The 23,115-nt window shown below is 56.1% G+C and carries 20 protein-coding genes and 4 tRNA genes; 11 read left to right on the top strand and 13 right to left on the bottom strand.

The genetic code is table 11. From position 1 onward, the window contains the following. Position 1: 1 nt before the first annotated feature. From rplK to ACT3TR_RS16815, 9 genes are all read right to left on the bottom strand, one after another. Entirely contained in the window at positions 2-433 is a 432-nt protein-coding gene (gene rplK / locus ACT3TR_RS16775) for a 50S ribosomal protein L11 (protein ID WP_007112017.1), read from the bottom strand. Positions 434-520: 87 nt separating this feature from the next. Next, on the bottom strand, positions 521-1,054 hold the full coding sequence (gene nusG, locus ACT3TR_RS16780) for a transcription termination/antitermination protein NusG (protein WP_096276548.1): 534 nt from the start codon (positions 1,052-1,054) through the stop codon (positions 521-523). A gap of 8 nt (positions 1,055-1,062) precedes the next feature. Next, on the bottom strand, positions 1,063-1,446 hold the full coding sequence (gene secE, locus ACT3TR_RS16785; protein WP_193063244.1) for a preprotein translocase subunit SecE: 384 nt from the start codon (positions 1,444-1,446) through the stop codon (positions 1,063-1,065). A gap of 71 nt (positions 1,447-1,517) precedes the next feature. Further along, positions 1,518-1,593: transfer RNA gene (locus ACT3TR_RS16790), tRNA-Trp, on the bottom strand. A 162-nt stretch (positions 1,594-1,755) separates the two neighbouring features. Beyond that, a tRNA-Thr gene (locus ACT3TR_RS16795) sits at positions 1,756-1,830 on the bottom strand. 13 nt (positions 1,831-1,843) lie between these two features. Continuing rightward, positions 1,844-1,917, bottom strand: a tRNA-Gly gene (locus tag ACT3TR_RS16800). 145 nt (positions 1,918-2,062) lie between these two features. Beyond that, a tRNA-Tyr gene (locus tag ACT3TR_RS16805) sits at positions 2,063-2,146 on the bottom strand. A gap of 131 nt (positions 2,147-2,277) precedes the next feature. Next, positions 2,278-3,117 carry a type III pantothenate kinase gene (locus tag ACT3TR_RS16810; RefSeq protein ID WP_444625739.1) on the bottom strand — a complete coding sequence of 280 codons (840 nt, stop codon included), beginning with the start codon at positions 3,115-3,117 and terminating at the stop codon, positions 2,278-2,280. Beyond that, positions 3,114-4,121, bottom strand: coding sequence for a biotin--[acetyl-CoA-carboxylase] ligase (locus ACT3TR_RS16815; protein WP_193063246.1), 1,008 nt, complete (start codon positions 4,119-4,121; stop codon positions 3,114-3,116). Before ACT3TR_RS16815 ends, ACT3TR_RS16810 begins: the two co-directional genes overlap by 4 nt. A 234-nt stretch (positions 4,122-4,355) precedes the next feature. On the opposite strand from ACT3TR_RS16815, the gene typA reads away from it, so the two are divergent. The 6 genes from typA to ACT3TR_RS16845 all read left to right on the top strand — a co-directional run bounded on the left by typA (position 4,356) and on the right by ACT3TR_RS16845 (position 11,933). Further along, positions 4,356-6,206, top strand: coding sequence for a translational GTPase TypA (gene typA / locus ACT3TR_RS16820; protein ID WP_444625738.1), 1,851 nt, complete (start codon positions 4,356-4,358; stop codon positions 6,204-6,206). 274 nt (positions 6,207-6,480) lie between these two features. Further along, positions 6,481-7,926, top strand: a complete 1,446-nt coding sequence (locus tag ACT3TR_RS16825) for a sodium-dependent transporter (protein ID WP_444625737.1) — start codon at positions 6,481-6,483, stop codon at positions 7,924-7,926. Positions 7,927-7,975: 49 nt separating this feature from the next. After that, on the top strand, positions 7,976-8,746 hold the full coding sequence (locus ACT3TR_RS16830) for an ABC transporter ATP-binding protein (RefSeq protein ID WP_444625736.1): 771 nt from the start codon (positions 7,976-7,978) through the stop codon (positions 8,744-8,746). 181 nt (positions 8,747-8,927) lie between these two features. Then, on the top strand, positions 8,928-9,587 hold the full coding sequence (locus ACT3TR_RS16835; RefSeq protein ID WP_226938602.1) for an ABC transporter ATP-binding protein: 660 nt from the start codon (positions 8,928-8,930) through the stop codon (positions 9,585-9,587). Positions 9,588-9,603: 16 nt separating this feature from the next. After that, on the top strand, positions 9,604-10,608 hold the full coding sequence (locus ACT3TR_RS16840; RefSeq protein WP_193063255.1) for a branched-chain amino acid ABC transporter permease: 1,005 nt from the start codon (positions 9,604-9,606) through the stop codon (positions 10,606-10,608). Then, a complete protein-coding gene (locus ACT3TR_RS16845; RefSeq protein WP_444625735.1) occupies positions 10,608-11,933 on the top strand; it encodes a branched-chain amino acid ABC transporter permease in 1,326 nt (441 codons plus the stop codon). The genes ACT3TR_RS16840 and ACT3TR_RS16845 overlap by 1 nt, the downstream gene beginning before the upstream one ends. Before the next feature lie 114 nt (positions 11,934-12,047). Here ACT3TR_RS16845 and ACT3TR_RS16850 read toward each other — a convergent pair whose 3' ends face one another. From ACT3TR_RS16850 to ACT3TR_RS16860, 3 genes are all read right to left on the bottom strand, one after another. Next, entirely contained in the window at positions 12,048-13,256 is a 1,209-nt protein-coding gene (locus tag ACT3TR_RS16850; protein ID WP_096276569.1) for an ABC transporter substrate-binding protein, read from the bottom strand. Between the two features lie 159 nt (positions 13,257-13,415). Further along, positions 13,416-14,963, bottom strand: a complete 1,548-nt coding sequence (locus tag ACT3TR_RS16855) for a phospholipase D-like domain-containing protein (protein WP_444625734.1) — start codon at positions 14,961-14,963, stop codon at positions 13,416-13,418. After that, a complete protein-coding gene (locus tag ACT3TR_RS16860) occupies positions 14,950-15,186 on the bottom strand; it encodes a hypothetical protein (RefSeq protein ID WP_096276573.1) in 237 nt (78 codons plus the stop codon). The genes ACT3TR_RS16855 and ACT3TR_RS16860 overlap by 14 nt, the downstream gene beginning before the upstream one ends. 77 nt (positions 15,187-15,263) lie before the next feature. Here ACT3TR_RS16860 and ACT3TR_RS16865 point away from each other — a divergent pair, with 77 nt between their 5' ends. Both ACT3TR_RS16865 and rapA read left to right on the top strand, forming a co-directional pair. Further along, positions 15,264-16,067: a redoxin family protein gene (locus ACT3TR_RS16865; protein WP_444625733.1), complete on the top strand. Its 804-nt coding sequence runs from the start codon at positions 15,264-15,266 to the stop codon at positions 16,065-16,067. Positions 16,068-16,179: 112 nt separating this feature from the next. Continuing rightward, positions 16,180-19,125, top strand: a complete 2,946-nt coding sequence (gene rapA / locus ACT3TR_RS16870) for an RNA polymerase-associated protein RapA (protein WP_096276578.1) — start codon at positions 16,180-16,182, stop codon at positions 19,123-19,125. A gap of 13 nt (positions 19,126-19,138) precedes the next feature. Here rapA and ACT3TR_RS16875 read toward each other — a convergent pair whose 3' ends face one another. Next, complete coding sequence (locus ACT3TR_RS16875) at positions 19,139-20,041, bottom strand: TIGR01777 family oxidoreductase (RefSeq protein WP_444625732.1); 903 nt, start codon at positions 20,039-20,041, stop codon at positions 19,139-19,141. Between the two features lie 225 nt (positions 20,042-20,266). Between ACT3TR_RS16875 and ACT3TR_RS16880 the strand changes: the two genes are divergently transcribed. The 3 genes from ACT3TR_RS16880 to phrB all read left to right on the top strand — a co-directional run bounded on the left by ACT3TR_RS16880 (position 20,267) and on the right by phrB (position 23,098). Continuing rightward, positions 20,267-20,440: a hypothetical protein gene (locus ACT3TR_RS16880; protein WP_441685835.1), complete on the top strand. Its 174-nt coding sequence runs from the start codon at positions 20,267-20,269 to the stop codon at positions 20,438-20,440. A 246-nt stretch (positions 20,441-20,686) separates the two neighbouring features. Next, positions 20,687-21,607, top strand: coding sequence for a MerR family transcriptional regulator (locus ACT3TR_RS16885; protein ID WP_176483346.1), 921 nt, complete (start codon positions 20,687-20,689; stop codon positions 21,605-21,607). A 78-nt stretch (positions 21,608-21,685) separates the two neighbouring features. Beyond that, positions 21,686-23,098: a deoxyribodipyrimidine photo-lyase gene (gene phrB, locus ACT3TR_RS16890; protein WP_096276584.1), complete on the top strand. Its 1,413-nt coding sequence runs from the start codon at positions 21,686-21,688 to the stop codon at positions 23,096-23,098. Positions 23,099-23,115 lie beyond the last annotated feature (17 nt).

Here is a 23,115-nt window from a genome sequence, read left to right on the forward strand (position 1 = left end):
ATCAAAGACCCTCCACGTTTAGGCCCATGCTGCGAGCACTGCCAGCAATGGTGCGCACTGCGGCGTCAAGATTAGCAGCCGTCAAATCAGGCTCTTTAGTCTTGGCGATCTCTTCAAGCTGCTCACGCGTAACGGTACCGACTTTCTTCTTGTTCGGCTCACCGGAACCCGACTTGATACCAGCGGCTTTTTTCAGCAGCACGGCAGCAGGCGGTGTTTTGGTGACGAACGTGAAGCTACGGTCTGAGTAGACAGTGATCACAACTGGCGTCGGCAGGCCCGGCTCAATTTCTTGAGTCGCGGCGTTGAACGCTTTACAGAATTCCATGATGTTCACGCCGTGCTGACCCAGTGCTGGACCTACCGGCGGACTTGGATTGGCTTTACCTGCAGCAACCTGCAGCTTGATGTAAGCCTGTACTTTCTTGGCCATCGTTTTTACTCCAATTGGGTAATAACGCCCGAAGGCTCCCCGGTACCAGCGAAACGGCTATTTAGCCGCCTCGCACGAATATCGTGCTTACTCTTTCTCAACCTGCGAGAACTCTAACTCAACAGGCGTAGAGCGCCCAAAGATCAGCACGCTGACCTGCAGGCGACTCTTTTCATAATTCACTTCTTCAACGACGCCGTTGAAATCTGCAAACGGACCATCGACTACACGCACTGACTGACCCGGCTCAAACATTGTTTTGGGCCGCGGCTTGTCAGTACCATCTTTAACGCGCAGCAAAATAGCATCCGCTTCGCGAGAGGTAATAGCAGCCGGCTTTTCTTTGGTACCGCCAATGAAACCCATAACGCGGGGTGTTTCATTAACCAGGTGCCATGTTTCGTCGGCCATTTCCATCTCGACCAGTACGTAGCCGGGATAGAATTTTCGCTCACTCTTGCGTCGCTTACCGTCACGCATTTCGACGACTTCTTCTGTCGGCACCAGAATCTCGCCAAAGCGATCTTCCATGCCATACATCTTCACACGCTCAATCAGTGAACGCATGACATGCTTTTCAAACCCAGAATAAGCGTGAACGACGTACCAACGTTTGGACATGAAAACTCCTAACCAATGACGCCGGACATTGCCCAGCCAAGAAGAGTGTCAATCAACCACAGCATCAAACCCACCACAACAACAGCCACCAGAACAATTGCGGTGGTCTGAATTGTTTCGGGACGGGTCGGCCATACAACGCGCTGAATCTCTTTCTTGGCGCTAACGGCTAGCTCCACTAAATCACGACCTTTGGCAGTGGTCAGCGCGATCAAACCAGCAATCACACACAACACCACTACGCCAATGACGCGGTAGAGCAGGCCAATATTGGCGAAATAGGTATTACCAACGACAGCAACGACAAGCAGCGCTATAACCGCTGCCCACTTGAGCCCGTCATGGCGCGCCTGTTGCACCTCGGTACCGTGCTTTACAGAACCAGGCTTCATAAAACGAGACTCCTTAGGGTGCAGCTACAGTAAAGGAATTCTGAAAAATAACATGCCAACCTGGGGAAGGTTGGCAGGCCAGGAGGGACTCGAACCCCCAACCTGCGGTTTTGGAGACCGCTGCTCTGCCAATTGAGCCACTGGCCTGTATCATCACATTGCACAAGCGCTTTAAAACGCCTAGACAACAGCGGGCGCCATGGTAGCGGAGAAAACCACTCCTGGCAACCCCCACCCTGCACTCAGGCACCAATCTTCGCCTAACTACAGAAACAAAAAAAGCGAGCTCGGCTCGCTTTTTTCGCAATATGGAGCTCATGGACGGAATTGAACCGTCGACCTCACCCTTACCAAGGGTGTGCTCTACCCCTGAGCTACATGAGCGAAACACATCAACTGGAGCGGGCGGCGGGAATCGAACCCGCACCATCAGCTTGGAAGGCTGAGGTTCTACCTTTGAACTACGCCCGCGAACCTGTCTCGAATGACAACCCGCTGCGCCGCCCTGCCAATCTACAGCTTGGTAAAACTGAACTGTAGACCGTGCCCGCTACCGGCTTTTCATTCTACGCCATCGAAAGCAATCTCATCGAAAACAATCGCTGGCATATAAATCTGGTGGAGAGAGAAGGATTCGAACCTTCGAAGCTTACGCGGCAGATTTACAGTCTGCTCCCTTTGGCCACTCGGGAATCTCTCCAACGTGGCGGCACATTATGCCAACCTCTATCACAGTGTCAAGCCAGATAATCACTTATTTATCAAAGCTCATCGCATAACTTTTAGCGAAATGTTGCATCTGTGACACGCCCTAGAGCGCGCTGCATTTTGTCAAAGCAGCATTGAGAATGCAAGTCCTGCACGAATCTTTTCTAACGAAACAGGTTCAGGTACTCGCGGTGCGCCGGACATTTTACCCGCTCGCTCAGCGAAGGTCATTGGAAAACAGGCCTCTAGTCCGCCATAAACCATATCGGGCCATACCGCATGAGGCACTTGCACGCCCCGCGACACTACCCGCGCATCGCCACCGGTTAGCAACATCGGCAGTGCAATGCCCTCCTGATCGCACACTTCACTATAGATGCGATTAATAGCACTGACCGCCGCCATATAGATACCGTGATTCACCGCGTCAACCGTCCGCCGGCCAGGCTCTAGCAGCTCGTCGGCCTCGCTTTCTGGATCGATCGCTACGTTGCGGGTGCCAAGTTTTAAACTCTCTTTCATCAGCCGCAGGCCGGGAATGATATAGCCACCGAGATGGCTGCCTCCCGGCAGTACGAAGTCGATAGTAATTGCGCTACCGCAGTCCACCGCGCAGCACCCACCGGCCAACTGATAGCCGGCCAGCGCTCCCATCCAGCGATCGACACCTAAGCGCCCCGGCTCTTCATAGCCGTTAATAACTCCCAGCGCTTCATACGTCGAGTGGGCAACATGCACATGGCGAACGAGGCGGCGCAGTAACGCGACCGTCTCCTCCAACACCGCCGCTCGCGCCACGCTGGAGATACGCACCGCCTCGACGACATCGAGATCGGGAATATCAGCTCCGGGGCGCCACTCTTCACGCGTCCAGACTGCCCCGCGTGAACGTATCTCGCTACTCTCGGCATCCTTCAGCCGCCATTTAGACAGCGTGTTGCCGATATCAAGATCCAGAATCATAAACGCCTACGCACGCTGATCTCACCGCCAGCGAGGCGTCGAGAGTGATCATTTTCAGTAACCCATAGATTACCACTCTCATCCACGTCCCCTGCGACGGCATCACTGGTTTGTTGTCCTTGAATAACGCGAACGGGCAGCCCTGCATAGGCATGACGATCATTCCAGTCATCGCGCCAAGCACTAAAACCCACTCGCTCAAAATTAGCCAGCATGGACAATAAACCCGCCACCACATCGGAGGCCAGCTGGTTACGCGAGATATTGGGCAGGCGCTCGAAAAGCGCCGCTACAGGTTGATCAATCGCGGCACGCTGTGCAGCCGGTAGCCACAGATTCATACCCATGCCGATCACCACTTCACACGGACCGCCAGCATCCCCCGTGACTTCGACAAGAATACCGGCCAGCTTGCCCAGTTCACTATGCGCGCCAGCGTCGCCCGTCGGTGCCTGCTCAGAGAGCAAAATATCGTTCGGCCATTTCAACTTCGGCGCCACGCCGTGCTGCTCAAGCACCTGGGCCACGACCACGCCGACCGCCAGACTCAAACCTTCCAGCACCGCAATACCGGATTCAAACCGCCAGCCCAACGAGAGCATGAGGCTTTGCCCCCAGGGCGTCGACCAAACCCGCCCACGCCGGCCGCGCCCAGCGGTTTGCAGCTCAACCAAACAAACTTCGCCATGCCCGGCACCCTGCTCAAAACGCTGGCGCAGATACTCATTGCTGGAGGGCAACTGATCTTCAACAAACAGCCGCGTAAGGTGATGACGCGCTTGAGCAGGCAGCCGCTCAACGATTTTAGCGCCCTCCAGGGGCTCCAGCCGCTGCGACAGTCGATAGCCGCGGCCTTTCACTGCGATAATTTCAACGCCCAGCACTTCTAATTTTTTTAACTGCTTCCACACCGCAGCACGAGAAATACCCAGCGTCTCACCCAGCTGCTCGCCAGAATGAACCTCGCCATCGCTTAATAAACGCATCAGATTACCGATGGTCATGCTCCTGCCCCAGTGGGAAAAGCGCTATTCTAGCGGATGGAGCCCCAGTCCGAAAACTTTCCTGGGGGCGACGAAGGTCGATAAGTGCGCCAGTAATATCAGCGAAGCCTTCAACATGGTAGAATAATCGTTGGACGCAAGCCCTGAGCCAAGATGGTCGGCATTTGCCAGCCCTTGCGACCCGCATTTTCCGACCCGTGGACAAACGGGTGTTCACAAGAGTTCTCTCCCAGCATGCAAAACCAGCAAAATTCCAGCGCGGTTAATAACCTGCGCAACGTAGCGATCATTGCCCACGTTGACCACGGCAAAACAACTCTGGTCGATAAACTCCTGAGCCAGTCCGGCACCCTTGACCGCAAAGCGGAAGGTCAAGAGCGCGTTATGGACTCAAGCGATCAGGAAAAAGAGCGCGGCATTACTATTTTGGCCAAGAATACGGCCATCCAGTGGCAAGACAGTCACGGTAATGACTACCACATCAACATCGTGGATACGCCTGGGCACGCCGATTTCGGCGGTGAAGTTGAGCGCGTTATGTCGATGGTCGACTCGGTACTACTATTAGTAGACGCCGTCGACGGTCCGATGCCGCAAACTCGCTTTGTAACCCAAAAGGCGTTCGCCCAAGGCCTTCGTCCGATCGTGGTCGTCAATAAAATTGACCGCCCCGGCGCTCGCCCTGACTGGGTTATCGACCAGATTTTCGATCTTTTCGACAACCTGGGCGCATCCGACGAACAGCTCGACTTCCCGATCATCTACTGCTCTGCCCTAAACGGCATTGCGGGCATGGATCCTGACGCGCTGGCTGACAACATGGATCCCATGTTCCAAGCCATCGTCGATATCGTTGAGCCGCCTCAGGTTGAGCTTAACGGCCCCTTCCAGATGCAGATCTCTGCACTGGACTACAACAGCTACGTAGGCGTTATCGGCCTTGGCCGCATCAAGCGCGGCGCGGTGAAGCCGAACCAGCAGATCTCAGTGATCGGCGTTGACGGCAACGTACGCAAGGGCAAAATCGGCCAGGTCATGACGCATATGGGTCTTGAGCGTGTGCAGACCAATGAAGCCACCGCAGGCGACATCGTTTGCATCACCGGCATCGATGATCTGTCGATTTCTGACACCCTGTGTGATCCTGCGAATGTCCAAGCACTGCCGCCGCTATCTGTCGACGAGCCGACCGTTTCGATGACCTTCCAGGTCAACGATTCACCGTTCGCAGGTAAAGACGGTAAGTTTGTGACCAGCCGTAATATCAAGGATCGTCTTGAGCAAGAGCTGATTCACAACGTAGCGCTGCGCGTTGAACAGGGCGAAACCCCTGAGAAATTCAAAGTGTCAGGCCGTGGCGAACTGCACCTTTCGGTGCTGATCGAAACCATGCGTCGTGAAGGCTTTGAGCTGGCCGTTGGCCGCCCAGAAGTTATCATCAAAGAAATCGACGGCGAGAAGCAAGAGCCGTACGAAGAAGTCATCATCGACTGTGAAGAGCAGCATCAAGGCTCTATCATGGAAGAGCTGGGTTACCGCAAAGGCGAGATGACCAACATGCTGCCCGATGGTAAAGGACGGGTTCGCCTCGACTTTATTATTCCTGCACGCGGTCTGATCGGTTTCCGCGGTCAGTTCCTGACCCTGACCTCCGGCACCGGCATTTTGACCAGCCGCTTTGATCACTACGGTCAACTGAAGCCTGATGCCTCTATCGAGCGTCGTAACGGTGTATTGGTCTCGATGGTTGACGGCAAAGCCCTTGCCTATGCGCTGTATGCACTGCAAGAGCGCGGCAAGCTGATTATCGATCACGCCACGGAAGTTTACGAAGGCATGCTGATTGGTATCAACAATCGTGCTAACGACATGGTGGTTAACCCCACTAAAGGTAAGAAGCTCGACAACATGCGTTCTACCGGTAACGACGAGAACATCGTGTTGACGCCGCCGGTGAAATTCTCGCTGGAGCAGGCGATTGAGTTCCTCGATTCCGACGAGCTAGTCGAAGTAACGCCGGTACACATCCGGTTGCGTAAAAAGCTGCTCAAAGAAACCGAGCGTAAGCGTTATAGCAAGAAGTAAGCCTATTAGTCGTATAGGTAAATCATTAAAGCCCGCGCAAGCGGGCTTTTTTGTGCCTGTACGCCGCGCTTTTCAATGTTTCATTAACCGCGAGCCAATTGCCAAGCCATGCTCCTTAACGCAACCTAAACGCTAGTGCTCTGGAAAGACGGCGCATTCTATCGCACAGTAACGTTAACTTCGGCGCGTCCATGGCACGCTGACTTATCTATATTCATACAGGTGTTTGGATACTTATCCCCGTTCTTGCACCCGAACCTGGACACTCTTATCCATGAGCGGTCATAACGTCTGGACGCACAAAGGCACGTTTCTTCTGGCCGCCGTTGGCTCTGCCGTCGGTCTGGGCAATTTATGGCGTTTTCCTTATCTGGTCGGTGAAAACGGCGGCGGCGCTTTTATTCTGATTTACGCGCTGACGATTTTCGCGGTCGGCATTCCTATTTTGATTGCTGAAATCATGCTGGGGCGCACCAGCCGTCAAAGCCCGATTATGGGTATGCGACACCTCACCAAAACACACCGCACTTCCCGTGCGTGGGAATCGATTGGTTGGCTGGGCGCCGCCTCCGCCTTTTTAATTTTAAGCTTCTACTCCGTGATTGCCGGCTGGGCGATTCACTACACCTGGCTGATGCTCACCGGCTCGCTAGTCGGTGCCGATGCGCAAACGATTAGCCAAGGCTTTGATGCGCTACTGGCGGCACCGGGCTTGATGACGCTCTACCACACGCTATTTATTGCCGCCTCGGCGCTTATTGTCGGCATGGGCATTCATAACGGCATCGAAGCCGGGCTACGCATTATGATGCCTGCGCTGTTTGTGATTCTGCTGGTAGTGCTGGCCTACAGCGTGATCAATGGCGATGTGGGCGCCGCTGCGACCTTCTTATTCACCTTCAATCTTGCCGACCTCAGCTTAGAGGGCTGGCTTCAGGCAATGGGGCAATCATTCTTCACGCTGAGCCTAGGGATGGGGGCAATCATGGCCTATGGCGCCTATATGCCCAGCAACGTGTCGCTGACCCGCACGGCCTTTGCCGTGGCCATTGTTGATACCGCCGTAGCGATGGTGGCCGGCTTAGCTATTTTCGCGCTGGTATTTGGCGCAGGCCTGGAAACGGGGCAAGGCCCTGGGCTTATGTTTGTTACCTTACCACTAGCGTTCTCTGACATGCCGATGGGCGCGCTGGTCGGTGGCGTATTCTTTATATTGGTGCTTGGCGCCGCGATCAGCTCATCTATTTCGCTGATTGAACCCGTTGCGGCTTTTCTGGTGGAGCGCTTTGATATGACCCGCCCGCAGGCGGTCGCTATTATGGCCACCGCCGCCTGGGCGATGGGGCTATTAACCGTCGTGAGCTTTAACGTGTGGGCCGAGGGGACGATTTTCCACCTCCTCTTTGGGCGCACCGCGTTTGATTTCATTGAACTACTGACCAATATCTTTATGCCCGTAGGGGGCCTGATGATTGCCTTGTTTGCAGGGTGGACGCTCACCCAAAGCGAGGTGATGAAAGAATTGGGCACCAACGTCACTTGGTTTAGATTCTGGCGGTTCCTGGTGCGCTTTGTCGCGCCCGCGGCGGTAGCCTTTGTGTTTTTACGCACGATTCCTCTGGTGGATGGCTATCTTATCCCCGCCCTTGGCGCGCTACTGATCGTCGGCGCATTTGCTGCCAGCCAGCGGTGGCTCAAAAAACCACGACAAACAATTTAATAATAGTGCGCAGGCGGCTTCTTAGCCGCCTGCATCGCGTGGAGACACCATGATCCCTCTTATTGAAGTACAGCGAGTCAACAAAGCATTTGGGGGCCTGCAGGTTATTAACGACTGCTCTATACAAGTAGAAAAAGGCTCCATTACCGGCATGATCGGTCCCAATGGCGCGGGCAAATCGACGCTGTTTAATCTGATTGCCGGCTCACTGCCCCCCGACAGCGGTCGCGTGTTGCTTGATGGTGAAGATATAACGGCGCTCAGCGCCGACCAGCGGTTTCATAAAGGGTTGCTGCGCACCTTTCAGATTGCCCACGAATTTAGCCAGATGAGCGCGCTGGAAAACCTGATGATGGTGCCGCCCGAACAAGCCGGTGAGGATTTATTTAGCGCGTGGTTACGGCCTGCCACGGTGCGCCGGGAAGAAGCCGAGGTGCGCCGCCGCGCGCTGGAAGTCATCGACTTCGTGGGTCTGCACCACGTGCGTAACGAGCTGGCGGGCAATCTGTCGGGCGGGCAGAAAAAGCTGCTTGAGCTAGGCCGTACCATGATGAGCGATGCCAAAGTCGTGCTCTTAGATGAGATCGCCGCCGGGGTAAACCGCACGCTGCTGGGCGATTTAATGGGCAATATCGAGCGCTTGAATCGCGAGATGGGCTACACCTTCTTAGTCATTGAGCACGACATGGAAATGATTGCCCGTTTGTGTGATCCGGTCATTGTGCTGGCCCAAGGCAGCGTCATGGTGGAAGGCCACATTAGCGATATTCAGAATAACCCAGAGGTCATCGAAGCTTACTTTGGCAGCGATGCCGCCTAAGCGTGACCGACTCTAGCCACACCCAATGATTACAATGATGTCGCTTCCTGTAAGTGACCTAGCAGAGACTCCTTACCCTATGCCTGCAAACATCGGCCCCTCAACAGCCGGGGCTTCAACCATTGAAACGGCACACCGGCCATTAATCGACGCGCGCGATGTGCACGGTGGCTACGGCAGTATGAATATCCTTAACGGGGTAAACATGACGCTAGCAGCGGATGAAATTGGCGTTATCGTTGGCCCTAACGGGGCAGGTAAATCCACCATGCTGAAGGCGATTTTTGGCCTTTTACATGTCAACCAGGGCGACATACTGCTCCTCGGCCAGCCGATTCATAACTTGCCGCCTAACCAGCTGGTACAGCGTGGTATGGGTTTTGTGCCTCAGGAGAAAAATATTTTCCCTAGTCTTTCCGTGCAGGAAAACCTAGAGATGGGCGCATTTTTAAAGCCGCAAAACGTCAAGCGGATGCTCGCGCAGGTATATGAGTTCTTCCCGCCGCTTCATGAGAAGCGTCGCCAGCCCGCCGGCGAGCTTTCTGGCGGTCAGCGCCAAATGGTCGCCATGGGGCGCGCGCTTATGGCCGAGCCTAGCCTGCTGTTACTTGATGAACCCACTGCAGGGCTGTCACCGCTGTACATGAATGAAATTTTTGATCGCGTCAAACAGATCAATGCCGCAGGCGTTGGCATTTTGATGGTGGAACAGAATGCCAAGCAGGCGTTGGCGATTGCCGATAAAGGCTTCGTGCTAGCCGCTGGCCAAAACCGCTTTACCGACACAGGGGCCGCACTGCTGGCTAATCCGGACGTCGCTAAAAGCTTTTTGGGCGGCTAGCCCCAGGGAGAAACACGTGAACGAACTGGCTTTTTTTATTAATAATGTGGTGATTGCGGGCAGCGTGAGCGGCTCCATCTATGCCATAGGAGCCGTCGGCGTAACGCTGATATTCAGCATTATGCGCTTTGCCCATTTTGCCCATGCCGACATGATGACCTTCGGTGCCTTTATGGTGCTACTGCTCACCACCCTGTTTCCAGCCGCAGGTGCGAGCCTTGGCATCCCCACCGCTATCTTAATGCTACCGCTGGCCATGCTGCTGACCGCTGCATTAGCGGTAGGCATCGACAAAGCGTTCTACAAACCACTGCGCGCTCATGGGGTAAAGCCCATCGTGCTGGTTATTGGCTCGCTGGGCGTCACGCTTATTTTGCAGGGGCTTATCCGGCTATTTGCAGGCACTAGCGGGCAAAGTCTGTATGTCGATGACCGTAAAGAAATCTTTCGCCTCGCCCTGCCCTTTGAAGGTGCTCGCGCGCCCATCGTGATCACCGAGCCGCAAATTTATCTGTTTGTGCTTACGCTGGTTGCCGTTGTCGCACTGCATCTATTTCTTCATCGCTCACGGCTTGGCAAGGCGATGCGGGCGATGTCAGACAACCCTGAACTTGCCCAGGCATCGGGGATTAACACCAACACCATTGTGGCCGTGACATGGATGATTGCAGGAGCGCTGGCCGCTACTGCCGGCACCCTGCTCGCCCTGGACGTGACCTTCAAGCCCGACCTAAGCTTTTTTCTGCTGCTGCCTATTTTTGCTGCGGCCATTGTGGGCGGCGTGGGCCACCCTTATGGCGCGATTGCCGGGGGCTTTGTGGTGGGGTTTGCGGAAACGCTAGCGGTGTTTAACTGGAACGTACTGCTACGCCCCTTTCACGACAGCCTGCCGGCCTGGCTGGAGCTACCGTCGAACCTGGCCTTTGTAGGCACAGAATACAAAATCGTGGTGCCGTTTTTCATTCTCGTGGCCATTTTGGTATGGCGTCCCACCGGACTCTTTAAGGGCAAGGTGATCTAATGAGCAATTCAGCCAAAACGCGCAACCCTGCCTATACCCCTAAAGACGCCACTCAGGCACGTCGCTTCCCGCTGCGCGAGCTCATTTTGTTCGGGGTGCTGCTAATCGCCGTGTTAGCGGTATACGCCGTCATGGGCGCCGCCTACAGCACGCGAATGTTAGTGGAAGCTGCCTGCTATGCCATTCTTGCCCTAGGCCTCACCATCCAGTGGGGCTACGCCGGCCAGTTCAATGCCGGGGTCATGGGCTTTGTCGCGCTCGGCGGTTTTTGCGCGATGCTGTTCAGCGTACCGGTGAACGATGCCTTCTGGGGAACCGAGCTGCCGGGCGAGCTAGGGCGCGTATTGCTCTATGGTATCGCTGCCACGCTTCTGGTCGTCGCAGCCACCAAACTTGACCGCCTGGGCGTGCCTAAGAAACTGCGTACGTTGATCGCCGTTGCCTTGGCACTCGTGCTTTATATGGTGGTTATCAGCCTGCTGCGTGAGGTCACCGGTGAAATTCAATCGCGGGCAGGATTTGTGGGCGGCTTTGGCCTGCCCGCTTGGACCGGTTGGATTGTTGGCGGCGCATTAGCCGGCGGCGTTGGCTACTTTATCGGCCATATATGCCTAGGCTTACGCAGCGACTATCTTGCCATCGCCACCCTAGGCATTGCCGAGATCATTAAAGCGTTTCTGAAAAACTCGGACTGGCTCACCCGCGGCACCGCCACGGTGTCTCCCCTACCCTGGCCGACGCCAGGGCCGGCAGAGCTAGGCTTCACGCTTTCTCGGGCCATCTATCTGTCATTTACCGCGGTAGTGATTGCCGCCATCTTCTTTCTTCTCCATCGCGCCTACCATGCGCCTTGGGGGCGAATGATCCGGGCGATTCGCGATAACGAAGTCTCCGCTGCCGCGATGGGCAAAGATATCAATAAGCGCCGCTTAGAAATCTTTGTACTGGGCTGCGTGCTAATGGGATTAGGCGGCGGCATGCTTGGCACCTTTAACAGCCTTTTTGACCCCCAAGGCTACCTGCCACTCAACCACACGTTCCTGGTGCTAGTCATGGTGATCCTTGGTGGGCCGGGCAATAACCTGGGCACGATTTTAGGTGCCGTGGCGGTGTACATCATCTGGATTATGTCCGAGCCGCTAGCGCTGTTTTTGATGCAACTTGCGGTGGCTTTCGGTGAAGGCGCCTTCGGCTGGGATGCACCCAGCAATATGGATAGCCGCGCCCTACAGGCACGCGTACTGGTGATTGGCCTGCTGATCACGATGGTGCTGCGCTTTGCGCCCAAAGGGTTGCTACCGGAAAAGATCAAGAACCACAGCTAACCCTTGCCAATGTTGAGCGAAAAAAATACCCGGCTGCATCAGCCGGGTATTTCTACATGTAGCGCCAGTCGTCGGGCACCATCATCCGGTGCTCAAACTACTGACATTTTGCGCTTAAAGATCAACCAGACCTTTACTGGTAAAGGTGCCATCTTCAACTACCATTTCAACCACTACGCCGGGCACATCGCCGTTGTCGTCGAACTCATGGGAGCCGGAGGCGCCTTCGTAGTTGATGTCAGTACCTGACGCAATCAGCTCAACTGCTTTTTCCCACTCGCCGGGCAGAATGACCTCACCCGGTGCGCTGGAAACACTGCGCAGCGCCTCAGAAAGCCCTTCACGATCAGCGCTGCCATTTTGCTCAATGGCCAATGCCACCAGGAACGCGGCATCATAAGCCTGGGCGGCAAACACCGCGCTCGGGTCTAGCTCTGCAGCCTGCGCCGCTTCAATAAAGATATTCGTACCGGGTAGGTCGGGGCTACCGGGGCGAGTAGCGATCATGCCATCAAGCACGTCAGCGCCAATAGCCTCAATGAGGCTATCACCTACCATTCCGTCAGCGCCCACGTACTGCGTAAACATGCCGCTTTCATAGGCTTGACGCAGCACGGTTTGACCCGAAGTGTCGGCATAGGCCAGCACTACCAGCGTCTCGACACCGCTGGCCGAGAGCGAACCCAGCTCAGAGCGGTAGTCCGCACGATTATCTTCGTGGGCAAGGTTTTCCGCCACCTCACCGCCGCCTGCTTCAAAGGCCTCGCCAAAAGCATCCGACAGGCCTTGACCGTAGTCGTTATTGACATAGGTGACGGCGACCGCATCGATCCCTTTGTCGAGCAATAGCTTAGCGAGCATCTCGCCTTGGAAAGCATCAGAGGGGACCGTCCGGAAAACTAAGTCATTGTCATCAAGCTCGGTGACTGCCGGTGCCGTTGAGGCTGGCGAGACCATCAGAACGCCGCCAGGAACGGCGGCGTTATTAGCCGCGGCAATCGTGGCACCGGTACATAGCGCACCGACAATAGCGGTAACGTTCTCAGAGTTGACCATACGGTCGGCGGCGTTAGAGGCAGCCGATGCATCGGAGCAGGTGGTGTCGCCAGATGGCATCACTAACGTTTGGCCGTCTAAAATGCCGCCCTGCTCATTCACTTGCTGAACGGCCAGCTGCGCACCGGCAAAAATCGGTGGCGTTAAGCTCTCAATACCGCCCGTGAAGCCGCCCAAGAAGCCAACCTTCACCTCGGCCTGAGCAAATCCGGCCATTGCCAGCGAAGAGGCCGCCACAGCGGTGGCTAATACGCGCTTATTGATCATATTGTTTGTCGCTCCCAGTGAAAAAACCTGTCTGTTTTTTTAATGCGCCCCACTGTTCACATGCAGGGCTGCTATTAATCTGGAACTGGAACGCCAAAAATACAAGCGCCGGTTTCTAACGCTACTTTGATAAACAAGCTAAAACCAGCGACAAACACACTACAACCAGCGCTCTAGCTTGAGCGTATGGCTTAACCATGCGTTGAAGTGACGCCAAGCGCTGCCGGGCTCAGCGGTTAAAACCTCCATTTCACCCTCGCTTTCAAGGTGCCAACTCAGCTCACCGTCCGGCGTCAGATCAATCCGGTAGCTTAGCGACGGCTCTTGCCCTACGGCCACCAGCTCGTTAAATGCCTGCATTAATGACTCACTACGCGCCAGCACGCCAAGCTCAGTATTCCAATAGATAGACCGCGGGTCAGCGTTAAATGACCCCACGAAAAGCTGATCGTCAAAACTTAGCGCCTTGATATGCAGCGCCGAGGCAGAGGCGCCGGGCACGCGCATACCATCGTCGCTGCCGGCTTCTTGCTCTGGTCGCAGCTCGTACAGCCTGACACCGTGCTCTAGCAGCGTTTTACGCCAGGGCGCATAAGCGCCGTGCACCACGGCGGCATCCGTGGACTCCAATGAATTGGTAATAATCTCAACGGTCACACCGCGGTCTGCTAGCTCGGTTAGGCGTTTAACGCCGGGCTCGGTGGGCACAAAGTAGGCCGAAATAATCACCAGCCGCTGGCTAAGCTCGGTGGCCTCGGTTAACTCACCAAGCAGAGTGTCAGACCACTCAGGTGTCGCGGACGACAGCTTGCCCGGAGAATCCCACATAGCCAGCCCTTCTCCCCAGTGCAACGTTTCCCAAGGCGGGGCATTACGCGACCGGTGGCGCAGCTCGTTAAAGTATTCCGAGTCGGCATTATCATCTAACCACGCCGCAAGCCCGGCTTTAAGCGTTTGCCAAGCATCGCTATTGACCGCGTGATAGCGCTCAATCGGCTGCGCCAAACCGTGATTCCAATACACATCAAAACTGCGCGAAAGCTCGGGCACGACGGCGCCAATGGTCGCAAAATCTAAATCAGCAAAATTGCGCGAGTCGTTGGCATCAAAATACTCGTCGCCCAGGTTACGCCCACCCACGATAGCGACGCTGTTGTCAGCCACCCACAGCTTGTTATGCATACGCCGATGCTGCTGCGCGGGGTTCACAGCGGACGCCAATACCCGCGTGAGTAGATGCCCCCGTCCTACCGGCAGCGGGTTATAAACGCGTACATGAATACCCGGATGGCTTGCCAGTGCCGCTAGGCGCTCACCCTGCCCAATCGCGCCGATATCATCGACCAGCAGCCGCACGCGAACGCCCTCTTCAGCCGCCTCGAGCAACTGCGATAAAATCAAGCGTGTGGTTTGTCCATCGCCCAACAGATAGGTTTGAATATCTAACTCGCGCTGTGCTTGGCGAATCAATCCGACCCGGGCGGCAAATGCTTGCTGCCCATTGGCCAGTAACGCAAAACCATCAGGCTCCGTTTGCTCCGCTAGCGCCTGATGCGCTCGCGTGCCGAGCCAGGTATCCCGCGCGTCGGTTAAGGAAAGCGCGGTATGATGTTCGCGCACCACCGCGTGAGTGCAGCCTACCAACAGGCTGCACAGCCACAGCAAGCAGAACCATTGAGACCAGCGGCCAGCGCTAGGCATCGTCATGATCGTCCAGGCGCTGAGCCCAACGTTTGCGAGCTTGATTACGCCGATAAAGGCGCACCAGCGCGAGCGCTAGCGCCGTCACAAGCATGACGGCTAGAACAACGCCCTGCCAGGGACGGGCCGCATCCCGCATGACTGTTTCCAGGGTAATAATCAATATCAAGCCAATCGCTTGGGAGCCGATCGCTAACGCGCGCAGCCGATCAAAAGCGGGGGGGGGCATAACGTCTCCGTAATGTTCTGCTCGCCGGGTATGGTCTGCTAGTGTACCTGCTTCACGGAAAACATAATTGGAAACTCATGAACGCTATTGCTCTTGGGCCACTGTTAATTTCGCTGCCTCGGCTTTATGCCATTGGCTGTGCACTGCTGCTGTTGCTGTGCGCCGGGTGGTTGTTAGGACTTTCACGCCAGGCCCATCAGCGCTGGTTTTACGGGCTGATTATTGCCTGGCTCATCGGCGCGCGAGCAGGCCACATACTGCTCAATCTTGATAGCTACAGCAGCGCACCGCTTGAAATACTAAAAGTTTGGCAACCGGGTTATCACGGCCTATGGGGCCTCGCTGCGGGATTAGCATGGACCGCCTGGAACTTACGCGCACGGCTAATGGCAATGGGCGGTGCGATGGCGCTGCTCGCCGCTGCGTCTAGTCTATGGCTGATGCTGGTCATGCTTGGGCCTTTGGGCAATGACTTTGTCGTTGATAGCCTGCCGGACGTGACCCTGGAAGATGTGGACGGTAATGACGTGCATCTACCCTCGCTGACGAAAAGTGGTGATCTCATTATCGTCAACTTGTGGGCCACTTGGTGCCCACCATGCCGACGCGAAATGCCGCTACTTGAGGCCGCCGCACAGCGTGAGGGTATTAGCGTCGTCGTCGCCAATCAGGGCGAAGACCTACTGCCCACAGTACGCTACCTGGACGATCAGCAGCTGAAGTTTCGCTATGCGCTGCGTGATCCCAGCCAGCAATTAATGGCGCTTTTTAAAGCCCCCGGGCTGCCCACCACCGTGCTGTTCGACCGTCAGGGCAATACGCTGGATGTTCACGTGGGTGAGCTCACCCGCGCCCATCTGGACCGCTGGTTAGAAGATTGATAGCGATACACCTTAATCCCCCCGCCGCTTTGCGTTAGAATCCCCCGCCCTGTTGCCGCCGGTTTCCCCTCCGGCGGTAGACAACCCGTTTTGCAGACTCCTCCGAGGCATCATGAGCGATTTTTCTCCCGGCCAACGCTGGATTAGCGACGGCGAAGCTGAGCTTGGGCTTGGCACCGTGCTTAACTGCGACGCCCGTAGCGTTACCATTTTGTTCAGTGCCAGCCAGGAAACCCGTACCTACAATACCCGTCAAGCCCCGCTCACCCGCGTGATGTTCGGTAGCGGCGACCGCGTGCTTTCAGCCGACGGTTGGCAGATCATTGTCGATGACAGCAAAGAATCCCATGGCCTGATCACCTACATTGGTGAAGACAAAGAGGGCAACACGCGCGAACTGCCCGAAGCCAAGCTCGCTGATACCATGCAGTTTGACCAGGCTCGCGACCGTCTGTTGACCGGTCAAGTCGATCGTAACGACTGGTTTGACCTGCGTTTTCGCACCCTGCACCACTACCAACGCGTTGAGCAGCATAGCGCGCTGGGCTTTTCTGGGCCGCGGATCGATTTAATTCCCCACCAGCTCTACATCGCCGATGAAGTCGCCCATCGCCACGCCCCACGCGTGCTGCTGGCGGACGAAGTGGGTTTGGGTAAAACCATCGAAGCCGGCCTGATTCTGCACCGCCTGTTGCTCAATGGCCGCGTAGAGCGCGCGCTGATCCTGGTGCCCGATAGCCTTACTCACCAGTGGCTAGTCGAACTACTACGGCGTTTCTCACTCAAGGTCTCGCTGTTAGATGAAATCCAAAGCCAGGCCTACGGGAACGAGAACCCGTTTGAAAATGCCCAGCTTGTACTGGCGAGCCAAGGCTGGCTGTTTGCCAACCCGAAGCGTCAAGAACAGGCACTCGCCAGCCAGTTTGATCTACTGATTGTCGATGAAGCCCACCACCTCGACTGGAACGAGGAAGGCAGCGGCCCCGGCTATCGGTGTGTAGAGCAACTGTCCGCGGCCATTCCGGGCCTATTGCTGCTTACCGCTACGCCAGAACAGATGGGCATCAAAAGCCACTTTGCCCGTCTGCGCTTGCTGGATGGCGAGCGCTACCACGACCTAGCGCGCTTTCAGGCAGAAGAAGGCCATTACACCGACGTTGCTCGCGCCATCGATGCGTTAGAGACACTGCCAAGCGATCCTAACGCGCGCGCCGCCGTTTCCGCCGTCGCCGATGACCGTGATAGCCAGGCGCTGTTGGCCACCCTCTGCAACGTGGAGGCCAGTAGCGAACAGCAAGATGCCGCGCGCGCTCAGCTGAGAGAGGCACTGCTTGACCGCCACGGCACGGGGCGCGTGATGTTTCGCAACAGCCGACGCCACGTAGGGGGCTTTCCTGAGCGGCGCTTAAACTTAGCCCCGCTAGCGCTGCCCTCAGCTTACCGCCGCGTCGTTCGCCGCCTCGAGCGTGACGACGACTACCTCGATGAACTGCTAATTGAGACCGGGATGGATCACCCGGATGTGCTGATCTATCCCGATGCCGCCTACCGCGAACTCAGCAACGACCCGCTCAATAGCGAAGACTGGTGGCACATCGATCCTAGGGTTAATTGGCTGCTGGAAAAACTCAGCGACGATAGCGACAGCGGCTTCGCCAACGAAAAAGTCCTGGTCATTGCTCACCATCGTGAAACCGCAGAAGGTCTCGCCGAAGGGCTGCGTGTACTGGGTGGCTACAACGCACCGGTATTCCACGAAGACCTTTCACTGATAGAACGTGACCGTGCAGCGGCGGCCTTTGCCGATGAAGATGAAGGCGTACAGGTGCTGGTGTGCTCGGAAATTGGCTCAGAGGGGCGCAACTTTCAGTTCTGTCGCCATCTGGTTATGTTCGACATGCCCCAACACCCGGATCAGTTGGAGCAGCGTATTGGCCGCCTGGATCGTATTGGCCAGCGTCATGCGATTGAGCTGCATATCCCTACCTTTGAAGGTAGCCCCGGCGAACGCTTGCTGCGCTGGTATCACGAAGGTATGGATGCTTTTAGCGCACCTCACGGGGTCGGCAACGATTTGTATGATGCCTTTGGCGACGCCCTGGCTGACGCACTGCTGGATGATGAAGCGCTTGACGAGATTATCGCTGAAACGCGCACGCTATTTAACGCCAAACTGGCCGAGCACGATGCGGGGCGTAATCGCCTGCTGGAGCTGAATGCCTGCCGTCCAGCCCGCGCTCAGCAGGTCATTGATGCCGTACGCGAGCTTGACGATGACACCGCCTTGCCGCGCTATCTTGAACGCGCGCTGGATATTTTCGGGGTAGACAGCCAGGAGATTGGCAAGGGTTTAATGCACCTGCAGCCCAGCCAGCACATGCTGGATGGGCTGCCCGGCCTGGTGAAAGGCGAAGAAGGCTTTACCGCCACGTATAGCCGCAGCCAGGCGCTAGCGCGCGACGATGTGCAGCGGCTTTCCTGGGAGCACCCGCTGGTACGCGAAATGATGGGCCGCGTACTGGACGGCACTATGGGTAACTCGGCGCTCGCGCTGCTGCGCCACGACGCTATTCCCAGCGGCCGTTTGATGACCGAACTGGTGTTTCGCACCCAGTGTCCTGCGCCCAAAAAACTGCATCTAAACCGGTTCTTGCCGCCCACTGCCGTGCGCGTATTGCTGGATGAATCAGGCGCCAATCTGACCAGCAAAATCTCCTTCACTGGGCTGAGTAAAAATCTGCAGAAGGTCAATAAATCGCTGGCGCGCGACCTGATCAAAAGCCGTCACGATCAGCTGCGTGGCCTGCTCACTCAAGGTGAGAGTGAAGCTGAGCGCCAGCTGCCCAGCATTGTAGAAAATGCCGAGGCGCGCATGCGTGATCAGTTGGACGCTGAGCTTGCTCGTTTAACCGCGCTGGCCGAGCACAACCCGGCGGTGCGTAGTGTTGAAATCGACGCACTGAAGGACGAACGCCAGGCGCTCAGCGACGCGATTGAAAACACCCGTCTGCGGCTTGATTCCGTGCGGGTGATTATCACCGTTGACGCCGATCGTTAAGCTTTTTTGTTGCTCAAAGAATGGCCCCAAGCGCCTTGTCCAAGGTGGGATACTGGAAAGTAAACCCAGCGGCCTCAAGGCGTTCCGGGCGCATGTCGGCACCGGTCAGCAGCAGCCGTGACATTTCACCAAATCCCGCTTTGAGTACAAAGGCGGGTACCGGGAAAATGGCCGGGCGGTTGAGCTGCTTGGCCAAGGTTTTGGTAAAGACAGCATTGGTGACAGGATGCGGCGCGCTGGCATTAAAAGCACCGCTTAGGTTGTTCTGGTGAACCAGGAATAGCAGCGCTGCGACTAAATCATCGCGGTGAATCCATGGCATAAACTGCTCGCCACTGCCAAAACGGCCCCCTAAACCCAGCTTAAATGGCGGCAGCATCTTTTGCAGGCTGCCTCCACCTGTCTCCAGCACTAATCCAATCCGCACAATCGCTAAGCGCACACCCAGCGCCTCAATCGGCTGGGCCGCAGCCTCCCATTGCTGGCATAGCCGATGGGCAAACTCCTCGTTGGGCGCCGTGTCTTCGCTTACCTCACGGTTGCCCTGATCGCCGTAATAGCCCATTGCCGAGCCCGACACCATAACCTTCGGCAGCGGCTGGCCGTTAGCCTGCAACTGCTCACACAGCGCTACTAGCTGTTGTGTCGCCGCCTTTCGCGAGTTAATCAGCTTGGCTTTTTGCTCGTCGCTCCAGCGCTTGGCAGCAATTGGTTCGCCGGCTAGATTAATCATGGCGTCCGGCGGCGATTGAATAAATGCCTGAGCGCTATCGCGTATGTCACAGCCGCTAGGCAGTCGTTGACGTACCTTGTGCGGGTGTCGGGAAACCACCTGCACCTCATGGCCTTGCTCAATCAGCTGCTGGCATAGTCGCTGGCCGACAAAGCCACTGCCGCCGGTTATTAATACGCGCATGCTATTACTCCTGTTGATGCCGCCTGAGCAAACTCATCACCGCGTCACGCGGCATCGTAAAGTGACCCTTACATTGTACGATATTTATACCAACCTGCTACAATTTGACTAATACACGCCTAACTATCGTGAAAACTATGTTTGCGAAAGACGAAGGCCTAGAGGAACTATGATGACATCGCAAGCATTCTGCCGACCCCTTCCCTGCTGCCATCGGTCATTGACATGGGCGCCCATCGCTGGCGCTACGCTGAGCTGGCGACGCCCTGCGACAGTGAATACTTATACAGTCGAGATGGGTTGGCGTTATGCGGTGGCAGTTTTAGCGATGGCCGTGTTGAAGATGCCTGGTTATCAGGGCATCGCTTAGGAGAAGCGCTAATAGGCCGGTCGGTTTAATAGTTACAAATATTTACTAGTAAGAAGGATTCTTATAAAGGTTGTACCGAGTAGCGACAAGTTGTACAAATGGGCATACAGTACCGTGTTCATGTTCAGCTTTTTAATCGGACAACGTTACATGGAATATGAATCATCTTCGCCGCGGCGAACAATGCGATGCGCCTGTAGCCCTATGCTGCAGCTAACGACGATGCCAACGTTTACGACTCAACGGCAGTTAACTAAGAAGAGGTACTGGCGCCCATGAGTTTCAAGGCGACCCACCCACCCGATACACCGCTTTACCCCATACGGGAAGTGTCTCGTTTAACCGGCGTGAACTCCGTCACCCTCCGCGCTTGGGAAAGACGCTACGGGCTTATTCGCCCCCAGCGCACGCCGAAAGGCCACCGCCTCTATGCCCAGAACGACATTACCCGCATCGAACGCATTCTGCAGTGGTTAAATCGTGGTGTGCCGGTCAGTCAAGTCGTGGACTTGCTTGACCAGCCAGAAACAATTGAAGCCCCTGCGACAGATGCCGGTGACTGGACCAGCCAGCGCCAGCAGCTGCAAGGCATTATAGAAGCGCTAGATTTGCCGAAATTAGAGGCGTTTTATCATCAAAGCCTGGCGCTTTACCCGCTAAGTATTGCGATCGACGAGCTGTGGCAACCGGTTATTTTAACGCTAGAAGCTAAATGGGCGATTAGCCCAGATCCGCTAGTGCGCCGCACCTTGGAAGCCTTTTTACGCAGTCAAGTCGGCATTCGCTTGCACTATGCTAATCAAACCACTCGCGGGCCGCTGATTTTACTCAATGCGATGCCCGATGATCCGGGGCCTCTGTGGGTGCTGATGTCCGCGTTAATGGCCAGCGAGCAGGGCTACCGAGTGCAAATGCTAGATCACTCATTGCCATTAGAGGCGCTACCACAGGCCGTGGCGCGACTGCACTCATCGATGGTGCTGCTTTCCAGCGGCCAGCGTGAAAGCGATCGCTATATCAAGCACGAGCTACCCAATGCGGCTAAGGCGCTCAACGTACCTATTGGGGTGTGTGGCGAGGTCGCTCGCCTGCGTGCGGACGACTTGCGCGATGGGCCGCTACATCTGCTGGGCGATGATCTTCCTCAAGCGATTGCTCGCTTGCGCCCTCTGCTACGCGAGTCAGGCGTACTGTAAAACCGCTCATTTTTATCTTGGCCGTTCGCCCTCGCGGTGAGCGGCCATTTTTTTTGTTTATGCCGCGCCGGAGATTCTATGAAACGACAGTTGATTTGGCTGCGCAGCGACCTGCGCATTGATGACAACAGCGCACTCGCCGCCGCTGCGGCCAAAGGCCCTGTAATAGCGGTGTTTTTGCGCAGTATTCCCCAGTGGCAAGAGCACGGCCACGGTGCCAATAAGCTAGATTTTTGGGGGCGCGGCGTAGCAGCGCTGAAAACAGCGCTCAACGGCTTGAATATCCCGCTGCTGCATCGCGACATTGAGCGCTATGACCAGGCGCCAGCGGTATTACTTGAAATCGCACGCGAACACGACGTAGAACAGCTGCATTTTAATCATGAATACGCACTCAACGAACGGCGCCGAGACCAAGTCGTGCAGGACGCCTTTAAGCAGGCCGGCATTGCGGCCCATGGCTATCACGATAGCGTGGCTTTCGCACCCGGCAGCCTGCTAACAGGCAAAGGCAGCTACTATGGCGTATTTACACCGTTCTCCAACGCATGGCACAAGCACATCACCGCCGATCAGCTCGCGCTGCGCGATACGCCCAGCGTACAGGCCAAACTGGCGATTAATAGCGACCCGCTGCCGTCACTGCCCAAACTTAACGAGACGCCTATTGATGAGCGCCTTTGGCCGGCCGGTGAAAGCGCTGCGGCCGATAACTTAGCGCGGTTTTTGCGCTTTCGCGGGCGCCATTATAAGGCCCAACGTGACTTGCCTAAGGTGCGCGGCACCAGCGAACTTTCCCCTTACCTAGCGCTAGGCATGATCTCCCACCGCCAGTGTTTACAAGCGGTAATGGCCGAAAATAGCGGTCATTTAGGCGATGGCGACCTGGGTTTAACCACCTGGGTCAATGAGCTGATCTGGCGCGAATTCTATCAACACGTCGCAGTTGGCTTTCCCCAGGTCTGCCGCTATCACCCCTTTCAGGAACACACAAAACAGCTGGCATGGCGTGATGATGATGAAGGCTTTCAGGCCTGGTGCGAAGGGCGCACCGGCTATCCTCTCGTCGATGCGGCTATGCGCCAGCTGGTAAACACAGGCTGGATGCATAATCGCCTGCGTATGGTCACGGCGATGTTTTTGAGCAAGCATCTATTGATTGATTGGCGGCGCGGCGAAGCCTTCTTTATGCGCCACCTGGTGGATGGTGAGTTCTGCGCTAACAACGGCGGCTGGCAGTGGGCAGCGTCAACGGGCACGGACGCTGCACCTTATTTTCGTATTTTCAATCCTACGACCCAGTCGACCCGCTTTGATGCAGAAGGTGAGTTTATTGCCCATTGGCTGCCCGAACTGGCTGAACTGCCGGCGAAAGTGCGCCATGCGCCTCGCCAAGACCTGCTCACCGATGTGGACTACCCTGCCCCCATTGTCGATCACAAGGCGGCTCGCCTGCGTGCCTTAGATGCCTTTAAAGCGCTCAGTAAATAGCCACTACTATATTCACT

It is taken from the genome of Halomonas sp. AOP12-B1-6 (assembly GCF_052379225.1).
Classification (GTDB): Bacteria; Pseudomonadota; Gammaproteobacteria; order Pseudomonadales; family Halomonadaceae; genus Vreelandella; species Vreelandella casei.